This is a genomic window from Nocardia crassostreae (assembly GCF_001613405.1).
GTDB classification, from domain to species: Bacteria; Actinomycetota; Actinomycetes; order Mycobacteriales; family Mycobacteriaceae; genus Nocardia; species Nocardia crassostreae.
Genome location: NZ_BDCH01000014.1, coordinates 303,022 through 316,434 on the forward strand (window position 1 = coordinate 303,022; position 13,413 = coordinate 316,434).

Consider the following 13,413-nt stretch of genomic DNA (forward strand, 5'->3'; position numbering starts at 1 on the left):
CACTCTCACTGCGCCAGGGTCGCGATCACCGCGGATTCGGTGTCGCGCCAGGTCGGCACGTGCCGCACCCACATCGGTGCGGGTTCGGTCTGCGCGCCGAACAAGTACAGGTGCGTCACCAGCCCGCGCAGGGCGTCGTGGACCTCGAGCCGGTCGTCGATCATGTGGGTGATGCCCAGCCGCGCGCAGTGTGCCCGCTTGTCGACGCGGTAGAAGTCGTGGTGGTCGAGCCAGTCCAGGGTGCGCTGTTGTACGCGGGGGCCGCATGTGGAGATCACCCAGGCGTGTCCGGCGAACCGGTCGACCAGCCGGGGCAGGATCTCGAAGGCGTCGGGGCTGGGCGGGGTGTTCATGGCGGCGTCGTGGCCGCCGGAGAGGAACGCGGTGTCGGCGGCGCCGGGCTCGAGTGCCGCGCCTTGGATCACTCGGCCGAAATCGATGCCGAGTCTTGGTTGTTCGTCTGTCATGTCAGGGTCGAGCATGCGCGCGGCGCGCGAGCGCGCGCCACCGAATTACCAGGGTCACGGCCGCGGGCCGGGGGAGTCGCTGGCGGTCACGATGATTCGCGCGCCGTGGGCGGGAACGTGGGTGATGTTGCGGATGCGTTCGCGTTCGGTGGATTCCCCCGACGGCAGCGACAGCCGGTAGCGGGTGAGGATTTCCCGCAGCACCGCGGTGCCTTCCATGAGCGAGAATCCCGCACCCAGGCAGCGCCGCACGCCGCCGCCGAAGGGCAGCCAGGTATGGGGGACCACGCTGCCGTCGAGGAAGCGCTCGGGCCGGAAGCGCGTGACGTCGGGATAGCTGTCGGGGCTGCGGTGGGCGAGGATGATCGAGGTGGAGACCACGGTGCCGCGCGGCAGGTCCAGGCCGCCGATGGTCATGTCGCGGATCAGTTTCCGGCCGGTGGCGGCGATGACGGGGCGGCGGCGCAGCGCCTCCTTGAGGACGGCTTCGAGGTATTTGTCGTCCCCGGCGTGCGCGGCGCGGCGCGCGGTGAGCTGGATGTCGGGGGCGGCGGCGAGTTCGTGGCAGGCCCAGGCCAGCGCCGAGGCGGTGGTTTCGTGTCCGGCCAGCAGCAGGGTGAGCAGCTGATCACGCATTTCGGCATCGGTGAGCGGAGTGTCGGCGGGGTCGTCACCGGAGCCGACGGCCAGCAGCCGCGAGAGCACATCGGCGCGCGCGTCGAGGTCGGGGTGGGCGCGGCGTTGCGCGATCTCCCGATACAGCAGCTCGTCGATGGCGTTCTGGTTGTCGCGGAAGCGTTTCCACAGGCCGTAGCGCTGCAGCCGCGGATACCGCCAGCCGAAGAACATGAGCGGGTTGACAGTGACGATGCGCCGCAGCCGCGGGGCGAGTTCGGCGCGGCGGTGTTCCTCGGTCAGGCCGAACACCACCTGCAGGATGACATCGAGGGTGAGCTCGTTCATCCGGTCCAGGGCGTGCACGGTGGAGCCGTCGGCCCAGCGGTCGATGTGGGTTTTGGCGATGGCCTCCACCATGGTGCGGTAGGAGCGCAGCGAGGAGCCGGAGAAGGCGGGCATGAGCAGCCGCCGCGCCCGCGCGTGCTCGGCCTCGTCGGTGAGCAGCACCGAATGCTCGCCCATGATGTGCACCAGCAGCCGATTGCCTTCCCCGGCATGCAGATCGGCGGGATCGGCGGCGAAGATCTCCCGAATGTGCTCGGGCCGGGAGAACACCACCAGGTTCTCCGCGTACGGCGGCACCAGATGCAGGGTGAACACGTCGCCGTAGCGGCGCGCCAACCGCAGCAGCGGGCCGCGCCATTTGGCGTACATGGCGGTCTGCAGTGCCCGCGGCAGCGGCGGTCCGGGCGGGTAGGCAGTGCTCACAACCGATCCCTTCGCAGGCGCCGCGACCGTGCGGCATCGGGAAACCTTGCGCTCCAGGGTAATCACCGCCGCGCTCGCCCGTCAGGGGCCGACTCCCCGGCCGCGGCGGGCGGGGACTGAGCGCCCCGCCGGTCCCGCTGGATGCGGGCGGCCACATCGATGCCGCGACCGCCCACACCTCACCCCGCCGCGGGCTTGCGGCATCTGGGTGCGCGGTGGTCACCGGGTGGCGTCGAGTTCGTCGCGCGGCGTCGCCCGGCGCATGCGGTCGATGGGATCGCGGCGCTGCCACAGCGCGAGTTCGGCGGGGTGCGGTAGCGGGTTCGGATCGTCGGCGGGGGTGTGCGGGCCCATACTGTGTGACTTGGTGTCCATCAGGCGGATTCGAGTGCGATCGGATGAGTGTGGGTGTCGTCGGCGGCGGCTGTGCGGGTCAGTGCCCGGTGCAGCCAGGATTGTGCGGCTCCGGCGGTGGTTGTCCCGGTGATTTCGGTGGTGAGTGCCCAATAGCGGTGGATGCGGGGGTCGTTGTCGGTGGCGGCGTGCAGTAGTTCGCGCCGGAACTGTGGGGTGACGGGGAGGCGGCGGGCGGCGGCGTGGGCGTCGAGGAAGCGGTCGAGCCCGGCGCTCGGGCGCGGTTCGGCGTGGGCGAGGAGCAGGGGTTCGACCAGGGTGCAGGCTTCGGCGATGCCGGTGAGGAGGGCGCGTTTGTCGCGGATGCCGCCGGGGTCGTGGCGCCACAGTTGGGTGGTCATCGCCGTGTGGAGTGCGGGATCGGTGACGGCGGTGGCGAGTTCGGCGTAGGCGAGGATCTGCCGGGGGGTGGGGTCGGCGGGCGGGGCGGGGATGTTCATGGCGACGAATCCGTCGAACAGCGGCGGCGGGAGGGGGGTCAGTACGCGCCGCCAGAAGGTGATGAGCGTGTCGTGGGCGGTGTGGCGGTTCTGGACGGCGGCGAGCAGTTCCAGCCGCGCGGCCCGGTCGGTCGGGGGCGCGTGCTCGACGGCCAGCAGTGCGGCGCGCCGCCAGTGCAGCGCACCCAGTTCGGTGTCGAGTGCGGTTCTTTCGGCGGTGACGGCCTCGGCGAGGGAGGTGGTTTCGGCGAGCACGGCCCCGATCGCGTCCAGCCCGAGCCCGAGTGCCCGCAATCGGCGGATCAGCTGTAGCCGGTCGACCACGGTGGCGGGGTCGAAGAGCCGGTGCCCGCCGCTGCTGCGCCGCGCCTCGAGTATCCCTTCGTCGCAGTAGAAGCGGATGGTGCGCACCGCGACGCCGGTGCGCCGGGACAACTCCCCGATGCCCACCAGGCCGTCACGGCGTGTGTTGTCGGTCACGATCGCTGGAACCTCCACCGGACTGGAATTCCTACGGTACTGGAACACCGTTCACGACAAGGAGTTCCGTCCATACCCGCACCTGCTTCGATGACCACCGCCCAGATCTGGCAGGCCGTCGCCGCCGAGCGCACGAGCCTGGTCACCCTGCTGGAGTCGCTGCCCGAGCACGACTGGGATCAACCGTCGCTGTGCGAGGGCTGGCGCGTGCGCGATGTGGTCGCGCACGTGATCCTCTCGGCCGATTCCTCGCTCGCCACGATCCTGCGCGAACTGCTGCGCGCCCGCGGCGATTTCCACCGCCTGGTGCGCGAGACCGCATCCGCCACGCCGACACCCACCCGACCTCGCACCTGCTCACCGCACTGCGCGACAGCATCCCCGCCCGCACCACCCCCATCGGCACCACTCCCGCCGACCGGCTCATGGATCTGCTCGTCCACGGCCAGGACATCGCCGTCCCCCTGGGCATCCCGCGCGAGATGCCCGTCCCCGCCGCTCAGGTGGCCCTCGACCGGATCTGGCACGGCGGATTCCCCTTCCACGCCCGCAAGAAGTTCGGCGCCTACCGCCTGGCCGCCACCGACGGCCCCTGGGGCGTGGGCACCGGCCCGCTGGTCGAAGGCTCGTCCACCAGCCTGCTGCTCCTGATCACCGGCCGCCGCCCCGCGCCGGGTCGGCTCACCGGTCCGGACGCGGCCCTGCTCGATGCGACGCACCCACGCTGATCCGGGCCGAGCAGACGAGTGCCGAGATCGCCGAGGCGCCACGACATCTGTGCGTGGCCACCGGCCGGACGGTCAGGACGGTCCGCGGTGGCGCGCGCCGGACCGCGCTCGCGGCGCTTCGCGCCCTGGCGTGCCGGATTCGCCGTGCTGGCGGTCCTGGCATGCCCCTGGCCGCGTTGACAGGGTTCGCGTTGCTCGGCGCGGGTCAGGTCGGAGATACTCGGCGAGGACGGCGCGACCTGTCTGCGCACCGGCCTCCTCGGCGGCTTCCTGCTCAAACTCCTCGGCGTCGACGTCCGCGGCGGCGGCCTCATCTTCAGCTTCCTCACCTGCCTCGGCGGCGCCGTCCTGCTCCTGTAGATCGTCGGCAAGGTCCGCAGCTGACCCAACCGCCACCCAGCGCGGCCGGTCGTGGGTCTCCCACGACCGGCCGCGCCTGTATCGCCACCAGACGGCAATCTCACCCCACGAGCCACACCAGCCACATACGTCACAGTGACGTATCGAGGGAATGGCTCCGGCCAGCCAGGGGAGCGGCTCATAACCTCACTCGGGCCCCGATCCGCTAATCGCCGCCGATCAGGAAAATTTACGACGAGCGCCCGACGGATGAAAAACTTTTTCCGGCAGCGGGTTTCGCGCATCGCATCGCACCGCACATGCGGTCACGGCCAGAACCGACCCGAGGACGGGCGCTCAGCCCAGAGCGCGGCCCACAGCCGAAATCACCTGACACAGAACATAATTGCCCGCTCCAGCGCACGCCGTAAGACTACCGATAATCTACATTACGTTAAGTTGGAGTTCCGGGGCTGCACCGTAGCCGGTCCCCTCGGGGTTACCAGACCAGCGTCACATCCCCTGCGCGCACCTTGCCGAAGAAGCGTTTGCCGATCCGGTCGCCGTCGTGGTTGTAACCGTTCATCAGGTCGGCCAGCTCCTCGGCGAGCGCCTGCAACTGCGGGCTCACGGCCCAGGATTCGGGAATGTCGTGGATCGTGATGACGATCGATGCGTCGTAGGGGGCTTCGACCGTGTAGGTGATCTGCTCGGGTGCGTCGCGAATCGGGTTGCGCTCGGACAGCTCCCCCGCCTGGCCGGGTGTCGCGAACATACGGGCGAAGGTGATGTCGTCGCGGACCATGGCGGCGATATCGGCGAGCGTCGCGTGCCGCGCGATGCGGTTGATCGTGTTGACTGCCATGGGTTATCGCCCTTCCCCGGTTGGTTCGGTCTTGGATGCTAGTGCACGGCTCAGGGCGGCGATATCGGGCGGGCCGACGTGGCAGCAGCCGCCGAGGATGGTGGCGCTGTGCTCGAACCAGGCCACGGCGTGGTCCGGTGAGAACCGGGACGGGCCGGTCCACGTGCGGCGGCGCGAGTCCCAGCCTTCGCCGCTGTTCGGGTAGACGATGACCGGTTTGCCGGTGGCCTCGCGGGCCAGGGTGATCGCTGTCTCGACATCGGCGGGGGCGCAACAGTTCACACCGACCGCGACGATCTCCGGGACTGCCGCGGCGAGGGCGAAGGCGTCTGCCAGGGGTTGCCCGGCGCGGGTGCGGTGTGTAGCTCAGCCAGGCCGGGATGCCACTCCCCTCGATCAGATGCAGTAGCGCCTCGGCTTCGTCGAGATCCGGGATCGTCTCCAGGGCAAGGACATCGGGTCCGGCTTCGGCGAGGATCTCCAGCCGTGGCCGGTGCCAGGCGGCCAGTCGGGCGACCGACAGGCCGTAGCGGCCGCGGTATTCGGAGCCGTCGGTCAGGGCCGCGCCGTAGGGCCCGATGGAGGCGGCGATCCACCGGGGTCGCTCGTCGGTGCGGTCGTCGCGGGCCGCGCGCGCCACTTCGACACTGCGCCTGAGTAATTGCGCGGTCTGCGTGCGGTCCACTCCCCTGGCCGCGAACCCGTCGAAGGAGGCCTGGTAGCTGGCGGTGGTGGCGATATCGGCTCCGGCCCGGAAATAGGCGGTGTGGACGGCGCGGATCTCCTCGGGTGCGTCCAGGAGCAGGCGCGCCGACCACAGCGCGTCGGACAGGTCGTGTCCGCGGGCTTCGAGTTCGGTGGCCAATCCCCCATCGGTGATCAGCGGGCCGGGGCCGGGGGTGAACACGGCCTCAGTCGAGGACGGCGGTGGCTTCGACTTCCACCAGTAGGTCGGGTTCGCCGAGGGCGGCCACGCCCAGCAGGGTGATGGGTTTGACCGGGTCGATGCCCAGTTTCGCGGCGGCGCGGGCGACACCCTCGCCGAGCAGGGGCATTTTCTCCTCGGACCAGTCAACGACATAGATGGTCAGTTTGGCGACATCGTCGAAGCTGCCGCCGATTTCGGCCAGGGCGGTGGCGATATTCAAGTAGGCCTGTTCGACCTGGGCGGCGAAATCGCCCTCGCCGACCTTGCGGCCGTCGGCGTCGCGAGCCACCTGCCCGGCGAGGAACACCAGACTGCGCACCCTCGTCGCCGGAACCGGAGTGTCGACCATGGCCGTCTACACCTACTTCGGCAGCATCGACGGACTCTGGCAGGCCGTCCGGCAAGAAGGGTCCACCCGGCTCGCGGCCCGGTTACGCACCGTCGAGCAGAGCCGGGACGCGGTCCGCGACCTGACGGCGTTGGGCGCGGCGTATGTGGTCAACGCACTGGCCAATCCGGACCTGTACCGGGTCATGTTCGACGCGACAGCCGACCTCGAAGACGCGACCGCCGCGGACGAGACCCTGCACACCCTCGTCATCGCCATCGAACGCGCCAAGGCCGACAAGCGATTCCGCGCCGACACCGACCCCGTACAGCTCGCGACACAGAGCTGGATCATCGGACACGGGCTCACCGCCCTGGTCGCCACCGGACCACTCCCCCGCGAAACCCTCGCCCAGGCGGTGCCGATGCTCACCGCCCTCTATGTCGCCGCCGGAGACGAACCGCGGCGCTGCCACACCTCCGTGCGGGATGGCTGGCAGGCCGCGCTCGAATAACCCTCAGCGAGGCGCGAAAACCATCGCGTGACAAGCGGTCAGCAGCGAGGTGAACTCCGCCGCCGCATCGTCGAGCACCGCGAACGCGGGCGCGATCAGCTCGTCGGTCATCGTCTCGGCCTGCATCCAACGGCCCTTCAACTCCGCGGTGATCTCCTCGAACGGCTCCGCCCAGCCATACCGGCGCGCCTGCTCCTCACCACTGGTGATCGGCGACCCCGCGATCAGCACCGCCTGCAATGGCGTCAGACCCGACGCGCGCACCGCCATCAGATGCAGCCCGCCCCGCAGCTCGCGCAGCACCTGGATCAACTGCGACACCCGCGCCGGTGCGTCATCGGCGCGCGGCATGGCCCGCCAGCCCGCGAACAACGGCACCCCGGCCGGATCCGCCGCATCGGCGACCGCGGCCAGCAACTCCGCCAGCCGCTCGGCCTGATCGAACTCCGCCAGCCTGCGCCGCCCGAAATCCTGGCACGCCTGTAGGTAACCGTCCGCGCCCTTGGCCGCGGGCATCGCGGCGGTGGCCTCCCACGCGGCCCGCACCGAATGCGCCGGGAAGAACCCGAACACCGCGGTCACCACATCGGCGTCCACATCGCCCAGCACTCCCCCGCGTCCGCGGGTGTAGCCACCCAGGAATCCCTGGACTCCGGTGGTCGCGGCGAAGGCCTTCGCCTCCCGGGAGAACATGTATCCCCCACCGACCTGCTGGATCTGATCCTTCACCGCGGACGCTACCGACATGTCCGTTCCTCTCTGAGCGGAAAAGCGTATTCCACCCGAGACTATTTCACCGCCGCGAACCCACCGTCCACGGCCCGCCCTGTCCGATCCCTCACACCGAGCCGATCACCCTGCCACCCCTGGAAAGTCACTGGATCTACTGTGGCGCTACAGAACTCCCCTAATCCCCTGGTACCCAAGGCCCCTCGCCCCACCCCCGACCCTGGACAGGTGCCCGGTCAAGTCGGCTAACCTTCTTGCGGTGCTAGGACATTCACATGCGACCAGCGGCGCGCTCGCCTGGTCAGCGGCGGCCGCTGCGCTACCGCTCACCGTATTGACCTACCCCGCAATGTTACCCGGATCGATCCGACCGGTCGACCTGGTCATGGGAACCTTCCTCACCGCGGGCGCCGCGCTGCTCCCCGACGCCGACCACCCCAACGGCACCATTTCGCATGTGCTCGGACCGATTTCGCACTACGCCTGCCGATTCATCTCCTGGATCTCCGGCGGCCACCGCCACGGCACCCACTCCCTGCTGTTCGTCGGCGCCGTCGCCTACGGCACCTGGGCGGGCGAACACTGGATCGGACGGCCCTTCACCCTCGCCCTCGTATTCTTCCTCCTCGCCCTGGCCGTCAAGGCCCTCGGCCTCGCACCCAGCGGCGACGGCATCAAATCCTGGGGCACCGTCGTCATTCTCGCCACCTGCGGCACCTTCGTCATCGACCACTGGATCAGCGATAAACCCGCCTGGCTGCCCTTCTCCGTCGGCCTCGGCGCGCTCGCCCACCTCATCGGCGACTGCCTCACCGTGCGCGGGTGCCGCCTACTGTGGCCGCTCGACATCAAAACCCAGATCCCCATCATCGACCGCACCGGCAACAAGATGGAAACCCTCATCCTGGTGCCGCTGTTCGCCCTCGGCACCATCGCCCTGCTCTGGTACACGATCACTCACCAACCGTGAGTGGAGGAATGGGCGGGGCTGAGCCCTCGAACCCCCCTTGGGAGGGGAAACGGCGCCAAGCCCCCCAACCTCCTTACGTATGATCTCTTGGTCAGCGATATCGGGTACGAACGGAGTGCAATGAGCGATCGGGAAGAACTCACCTGGGAACTATTCGGCGACGCCAGCCGCGAACTCGCGCAGCAGATCGCCGACGACGGATTCGAGCCCGACCTCATCCTGTCCATCGCCCGCGGCGGACTCTTCGTCGCCGGAGCCCTCGGCTACGCCCTCGACGTCAAGAACCTGCACGTCATGAACGTCGAGTTCTACACCGGCGTCGACCAGCGCCTCGACATGCCCGTCATGCTGCCGCCGGTACCCAGCGCCGTCGACCTCACCGGCGCCACCGTCCTGGTCGCCGACGACGTCGCCGACACCGGCAAAACCCTGAAACTGGTGCGCGACTTCTGCTCTCACCACGTCGCCGAAGTGCGCTGCGCGGTCATCTACCAGAAACCGCACTCCGAGGTCGACTGCGAATACGTGTGGAAACCCACCGACCGCTGGATCAACTTCCCCTGGTCGGTACAGCCGCCCGTCGTCAAACGCGAAGTCCGCGTCCTCGACGCCTGACCCGCAAACGGCAACGCGCCGGGTTCGATTCGAACCCGGCGCGTTCTGCGTTCCGAACGGAAAGCGTCAGACCAACTCGGCCGACAGAATGGTCACACCCGACAGATCGACCGGGACATCCCCGTGGCCGCTCTTGTTACCGGTCGCCACACCCTCGATGGCACCCACCACCGCCGCGCCGTCGACAACCTTGCCGAACACCGCGTAACCGAAACCATCCTGGCCCGGGTAGTTCAGGAAACCGTTATTGCTGGTGTTGATGAAGAACTGCGCGCTCGCCGAATGCGGAGCCGACGTCCGCGCCATCGCAACGGTGTACTTGTCGTTCTTGAGCCCATTGGACGCCTCGTTCTCCACGGTCTGCGGAGCGGGCTTCTGCTGGAACTCAGGGGTGAAACCGCCACCCTGAATCATGAAATTCGGGATAACCCGGTGAAACACAGTGTTCGCATAGTGGCCGGCCTTGACGTAGTCGACGAAATTCGCGACGGTCTTCGGCGCCTTGGCCTCATCGAGTTCCAGGGTGATATCCCCGGCGGAGGTCTTCAGGAGCACTTTGGTCATGCAGCCCATCGTATGGGAGGCGAAAACCCAGCGACCGCCCGGCATCGAATGCGGACCCGCGGCACACGCAATCCCCTGTGGCCCAACAACACTGCGCTTCGTATCCTGAACACCACAGTCACCGGCACTCTGCACGCGGTGACCAGCGGCAGGAGCCCGTCATGACCGTCTCCGAACCCACCGGCGCCCACGCCTACACCCAACTGTTCGACCCGGCCGTCCGCGCCGACCCCTACCCCCTCTACGAGAAACTCCGCGCCGAAGGACCCATCCGCCTGCCCGGCACACCCATCGTCCTGCTCACCGGCCACGCCGACTGCACCGCCCTGCTGCGCGACGCACAGGCCAGCGTCCAGAACTCCATGCCCCGGCTGCGCCTCGGCCTCATCCCACCCGGCACGCCCCTGCCACCGGGCAGCGCCAGGATGCTTGCGCCCCGCCAGAATCCGTCCTTCCTCTTCCTCGACCCACCCGACCACACCCGCCTGCGCCGCCTCGTCCAGAAAGCCTTCACCCCGCGCGTCGTCGCCGGACTCGCCCCCCGCATCACCCGATTCGTCGACCAGGTCCTCGACCGCGCCACCGCCACCGGCGGCTTCGACGCCGTCGAAGACCTCGGCTACCCGCTGCCCATCACCGTCATCTGCGAACTGCTCGGCGTACCCCTCGACGACCAGCCCCGGCTACGCCGCCTCTCCGGCGCCCTGGCCCGCCTGCTCGACCCCGTCGCACCCACCGCCGAGAGCCTCGGCCCCGACCTCGCCGAAATGGTCACCGCCCGCGAGGAACTCGACGGCTACTTCGACCGCCTCACCGTCGAACGCCGCGCCAACCCCGGACCGGATCTGCTCACCCAGCTCATCGCCGCCGAGGACGCGGGCGACAAACTCACCCACAACGAACTCATCGCCACCTGCGGACTACTGCTCATCGCCGGGCACGAAACCACCGTCAATCTCATCGCCAACACCCTGCTCGCCCTGCTCCGCCACCCCGATCTGCACACCGCACTGGCCGCGGATCCCGATATCGCGCCCGCCGTCGTCGAGGAATCCCTGCGCCACGACCCGCCCGTCCAACTGCTGCCCCGCATCGCCGCCGCACCCATGCGCTTCGGCGAGACCGCCGTCGCCGCAGGCGAAGTCGTCATCGCCGTCATCGCCGCCGCCAACCGCGATCCCGACGTCTTCCCCGACCCCACCCGCTTCGACCTCACCCGCGACAACCGCCACCTGTCCTTCGGACTCGGCGCCCACTTCTGCCTCGGTGCGCCCTTGGCGCGTCTCGAAGCCCGCATCGCGATCACCCGCTTCGCCCACCGCATCCGAGCACCGCGGCTACTCACCGACCCGCCCCGGTACCGACCCCATGTCAACCTGCGCGGACCCGCAACTCTCCCAATCGAGTTCGACGCAAACCCTCTTGTCTCTATGTAGAAGAAGGTGATTTGGTCGGTACGTGGTGTGCCGAATTAAGGTGAGTCGTTCTTTGTGTTGAATGCAGCAGACATGCGTAGATGCTCATAGGGTCATTTTCTAATTCCGATATCGAACCCGCGAAACGCCCGCCAACCTCGGGCTTCCGTACAGTTCCAGTGGCAGCCCGCGGCCTCCGGACGGGACGGCCGCGGCGGCGGGAAGGCGAAGAGCTCCCACCTGACCGCCGTCAGGAAGCGCCAAATCCAGCCTGTACGAGCGCCTTTCCGCACGATTCAGCCCGCGTGCGGCCGATAACCACTCCCCTCCCCGAGGCTTGTTGTGGTCGGGATGTACGTGTTTGCGGTGGCCACGACTATTCGAGATAACATGCTTCGATACGCATATGCCCAGTCATGCGCGCCGACCGCGGCTATTTCTGCTTCCCCGAAGCCGATATCCGTATCCCCTTCACCAAGGGCATGGCCGCCCTCATCCAAGCCAAGCTCACGCCCAAGTCCGCCATCGCCGCCATGACCACCGGCCACCGTTTCGCCGCCCCCGAGGCCCTCACCCACGACCTCGTCGACGCCACCGCCGACCTCGACACCCTCGTCGACACCGCTGTGGCCCGCCTGCTCCCCCTCGGCGAAAAAGACCAGGGCACCCTCGCCGCAATCAAGACGGTCATGTTCGCCGACGCAATAGACGCCCTCACCCTGGCCTGACCGCAAGCACGTCCGGTCACGGCTCGCTTCCGACCCGCGCACAGTGCATGCATCGTCGCCTCCTCGTGATCAACACCCCCGCTGGCAGGTGCTGCCCCGGTGAGCCCGTCGTCCGGGCTGACCGCGCACATGGATTCCCGCGGCCGGGTACAACCCGGCCGCGTCATGATCGCGCGAGGCGGCCCAAGCAGGCACTCACCCTTTGCCACAACGACCGGTTGTTGCCCACGCATGCGGCACAACAGCTTCCAGTGACCGATCGCGGTGAGCTCTTCGACCCACGCCACACATCCGGAAGTGGTTGGCGGCGTGGCGCTTCTGCTCGTGCAAGCCCCGGACGGCTCGTTCGGCCCTATGACGTGGCGGGCCCGTGGCTGCGCAGGTGAGGCAGCAGGTGCTCGGCCACGGCGGTGGGGCGTTCGGCGTGCAGGAAATGACCGCAGTCGGGTAGTTCGGCGTGAGTGGCTCCGGCGCGGGCGGACAGGGCGCCGTCTCGGGCTCCGGCCAGGGTGAGGGTGGGCAGTTCGGATGGCGGGGCCATCAGCACGCGGAAGAAGTCGCGGGTTGCCGGGCGGTGCGGCGTGAACAGGGAACGGTAATAGCGGGTTGCCGCCCATGCTCGTGCGGGGTCGGTGAAGACCGCTGCGGTGGGGGCGAATTCGGTGTCGGTGAAGAACCAGCCGGGTGACCAGCGCCGCCACAGGGTGCGGACGAATGCGGCCTGGTTGCGGGCGAGCAGACGGGGTGCGGCCCCGGATTGCACGATCGGGATGTAGAACGACAGCAGGGTTTGGCGGGGTAGATAGCGCAGGGCTTGGGGAGCGAAGCCGTCACCGAAAGGCGAAATTGCCGGCAGGGTCAGTGAAAGCCACTGCTGCGGATGCTGTTTGGCCAGGACTTGGGCGGCGAAAGCACCCCAGTCGTGGCCGACCAGATGTGCCGGTGGTGAACCCAGCTCGCGATGCCAGGCGTCGATATCGGCGCTGACTGCTAGGAGGTCGTAGCGGGCGCCGGGCTGGGCGGAATCACTGGTGTAGCCGCGCAACCAGGGTGCGCGCACCTGATATCCGGCATCGAGGAGCAGCGGGATCAAACCGTCCCAGCTGTGGGGTGTGTCGGGGAATCCGTGCAGCAGCACGACGAGCGGCGCATCGACCGGACCGGCATGCCGCGCGGTCAGCACCAGCCCGTCCCGGCGCAGCGTCCGAGTGGACACGGTGAATTTCTCGGAGCTCATCAGGTCTCTCTTCGTCTACGGGTCCACCCGGCATCGTCGCGCACGACAGCTCCTGTTGGACAGTCGATCACCGGGAACTGGTGGCGACATTCGTCGAGTAGGGCCCGCCACCAGTTCCCGGTCAACGTCGTTTCACAATCTTGGTCGATGCGATGCACCAGGTACAGCGGCTCCCGGCAGGCGTACCGAGTTCGACGATGTCGGCGCTCGCCGGTGACCGAGATGCCAGCGGATTCAGCGCCGACACCGCCTCGCCACAGCGAGCA

14 protein-coding genes and 4 pseudogenes are annotated in these 13,413 nt (G+C 68.5%); 8 read left to right on the forward strand and 10 right to left on the reverse strand.

Annotated features, from left to right (window positions below):
• Nucleotides 1-5: 5 nt before the first annotated feature.
• The 4 genes from NC4_RS14000 to NC4_RS14010 all read right to left on the reverse strand — a co-directional run bounded on the left by NC4_RS14000 (nt 6) and on the right by NC4_RS14010 (nt 3,187).
• On the reverse strand, nt 6-467 hold the full coding sequence (locus tag NC4_RS14000; RefSeq protein WP_067538060.1) for a hypothetical protein: 462 nt from the start codon (nt 465-467) through the stop codon (nt 6-8).
• Between the two features lie 54 nt (nt 468-521).
• The gene (locus NC4_RS14005; protein ID WP_084529055.1) at nt 522-1,853 is read right to left on the reverse strand and encodes a cytochrome P450; all 1,332 of its coding nucleotides are present in this window, start codon (nt 1,851-1,853) and stop codon (nt 522-524) included.
• 219 nt (nt 1,854-2,072) lie between these two features.
• The gene (locus tag NC4_RS40205) at nt 2,073-2,228 is read right to left on the reverse strand and encodes a hypothetical protein (protein ID WP_157554683.1); all 156 of its coding nucleotides are present in this window, start codon (nt 2,226-2,228) and stop codon (nt 2,073-2,075) included.
• A complete protein-coding gene (locus NC4_RS14010; protein WP_067537418.1) occupies nt 2,228-3,187 on the reverse strand; it encodes a helix-turn-helix domain-containing protein in 960 nt (319 codons plus the stop codon). Before NC4_RS14010 ends, NC4_RS40205 begins: the two co-directional genes overlap by 1 nt.
• Before the next feature lie 90 nt (nt 3,188-3,277).
• Between NC4_RS14010 and NC4_RS42595 the strand changes: the two are divergent.
• The 3 genes and pseudogenes from NC4_RS42595 to NC4_RS42600 form a co-directional block, all read left to right on the forward strand.
• Nucleotides 3,278-3,469: pseudogene (locus NC4_RS42595) on the forward strand (maleylpyruvate isomerase N-terminal domain-containing protein); the annotation flags it as partial.
• Nucleotides 3,379-3,915 carry a maleylpyruvate isomerase family mycothiol-dependent enzyme gene (locus NC4_RS14015; RefSeq protein WP_439957502.1) on the forward strand — a complete coding sequence of 179 codons (537 nt, stop codon included), beginning with the start codon at nt 3,379-3,381 and terminating at the stop codon, nt 3,913-3,915. The pseudogene NC4_RS42595 and the gene NC4_RS14015, both read left to right, overlap by 91 nt.
• Nucleotides 3,916-4,167: 252 nt before the next feature.
• Nucleotides 4,168-4,275: pseudogene (locus NC4_RS42600) on the forward strand (GlsB/YeaQ/YmgE family stress response membrane protein); the annotation flags it as partial.
• A gap of 478 nt (nt 4,276-4,753) precedes the next feature.
• Here the strand turns inward: NC4_RS42600 and NC4_RS14020 are convergent.
• The 3 genes and pseudogenes from NC4_RS14020 to NC4_RS14030 form a co-directional block, all read right to left on the reverse strand.
• On the reverse strand, nt 4,754-5,119 hold the full coding sequence (locus tag NC4_RS14020) for a hypothetical protein (protein ID WP_067537420.1): 366 nt from the start codon (nt 5,117-5,119) through the stop codon (nt 4,754-4,756).
• Nucleotides 5,120-5,122: 3 nt separating this feature from the next.
• Nucleotides 5,123-6,002: pseudogene (gene mmuM, locus NC4_RS14025) on the reverse strand (homocysteine S-methyltransferase).
• A 28-nt stretch (nt 6,003-6,030) separates the two neighbouring features.
• On the reverse strand, nt 6,031-6,396 hold the full coding sequence (locus tag NC4_RS14030; protein WP_067537423.1) for a RidA family protein: 366 nt from the start codon (nt 6,394-6,396) through the stop codon (nt 6,031-6,033).
• Between NC4_RS14030 and NC4_RS14035 the strand changes: the two genes are divergently transcribed.
• Complete coding sequence (locus NC4_RS14035) at nt 6,395-6,889, forward strand: TetR/AcrR family transcriptional regulator (protein WP_084529057.1); 495 nt, start codon at nt 6,395-6,397, stop codon at nt 6,887-6,889. The two genes, NC4_RS14030 and NC4_RS14035, sit on opposite strands and share 2 nt — an antisense overlap.
• 3 nt (nt 6,890-6,892) lie before the next feature.
• Here the strand turns inward: NC4_RS14035 and NC4_RS14040 are convergent, their stop codons facing one another.
• Nucleotides 6,893-7,636, reverse strand: coding sequence for an SCO6745 family protein (locus tag NC4_RS14040; RefSeq protein WP_067537435.1), 744 nt, complete (start codon nt 7,634-7,636; stop codon nt 6,893-6,895).
• A gap of 241 nt (nt 7,637-7,877) precedes the next feature.
• Here NC4_RS14040 and NC4_RS14045 point away from each other — a divergent pair, with 241 nt between their 5' ends.
• Nucleotides 7,878-8,588 carry a metal-dependent hydrolase gene (locus NC4_RS14045; RefSeq protein WP_067537438.1) on the forward strand — a complete coding sequence of 237 codons (711 nt, stop codon included), beginning with the start codon at nt 7,878-7,880 and terminating at the stop codon, nt 8,586-8,588.
• A 120-nt stretch (nt 8,589-8,708) separates the two neighbouring features.
• Nucleotides 8,709-9,203, forward strand: coding sequence for a phosphoribosyltransferase (locus NC4_RS14050; RefSeq protein WP_067537441.1), 495 nt, complete (start codon nt 8,709-8,711; stop codon nt 9,201-9,203).
• Between the two features lie 66 nt (nt 9,204-9,269).
• Here the strand turns inward: NC4_RS14050 and NC4_RS14055 are convergent, their stop codons facing one another.
• On the reverse strand, nt 9,270-9,812 hold the full coding sequence (locus NC4_RS14055) for a peptidylprolyl isomerase (RefSeq protein ID WP_218021095.1): 543 nt from the start codon (nt 9,810-9,812) through the stop codon (nt 9,270-9,272).
• A gap of 116 nt (nt 9,813-9,928) precedes the next feature.
• Here NC4_RS14055 and NC4_RS14060 point away from each other — a divergent pair, with 116 nt between their 5' ends.
• A complete protein-coding gene (locus NC4_RS14060) occupies nt 9,929-11,203 on the forward strand; it encodes a cytochrome P450 (RefSeq protein WP_067537443.1) in 1,275 nt (424 codons plus the stop codon).
• Nucleotides 11,204-11,595: 392 nt separating this feature from the next.
• Nucleotides 11,596-11,910, forward strand: a pseudogene (locus tag NC4_RS14065) (Clp protease/crotonase-like domain-containing protein); the annotation flags it as partial.
• Between the two features lie 352 nt (nt 11,911-12,262).
• Here NC4_RS14065 and NC4_RS14070 read toward each other — a convergent pair.
• Nucleotides 12,263-13,147 carry an alpha/beta fold hydrolase gene (locus NC4_RS14070; protein WP_067537446.1) on the reverse strand — a complete coding sequence of 295 codons (885 nt, stop codon included), beginning with the start codon at nt 13,145-13,147 and terminating at the stop codon, nt 12,263-12,265.
• Between the last annotated feature and the right edge of the window lie 266 nt (nt 13,148-13,413).